A 529-nucleotide genomic window follows, 5' to 3' on the forward strand; every position below is an offset into this window, starting at 1 on the left:
CCATGGTCTACGTGACCCACGACCAGCTCGAGGCCTCCACCTTCGCCGACAAGATCGCGGTGATGTACGAGGGGCAGGTGGTGCAGTTCGGCACGCCCCGGGAACTCTTCGAGCGGCCGAATCACACCTTCGTCGGCTACTTCATCGGCAGCCCCGGGATGAACTTCCTCGAGGTCTCGACCCGGGACGATCGGGTCATGGCCGGCGAAACCCCCATCGCCGTCGGCACGCGCCTGCGGGAGGCCGTGGCCGGTGCCCGCTCGCGCAACGTCAAGCTGGGTATCCGTCCCGAGTTCATCGAGGTATCCGGCGAGCCGGTGGAAGGCGGCATGGAGGCGGCGGTCGAGCACGCCCAGGACCTGGGCACCTACTCGATCCTCTACCTGCGGTTGGGCGAGTACGCCGTGAAGGCCCGTATCGAAGAGGACCAGGATCCGCCCGAGGGGCGCGCCTACCTTCGCTTTCCCGACAACCACGTCGGCCTGTACGTCGACGAGTACCGCGTGGAGACCAACCATGAATAAGGTCT

Annotated in this window: 1 protein-coding gene; it reads left to right on the forward strand. The window is 66.2% G+C overall.

Annotated elements, in window-relative coordinates; translation table 11 throughout:
* Positions 1-524, forward strand: a 524-nt coding sequence (locus OOZ15_RS20090) for a TOBE domain-containing protein (RefSeq protein ID WP_265958204.1), incomplete at its 5' end; no start/stop codon positions are given.
* Positions 525-529 lie beyond the last annotated feature (5 nt).

The organism is Galbibacter kalidii, from assembly GCF_026241135.1.
In the GTDB taxonomy this organism is placed as follows: Bacteria; Bacteroidota; Bacteroidia; order Flavobacteriales; family Flavobacteriaceae; genus Galbibacter.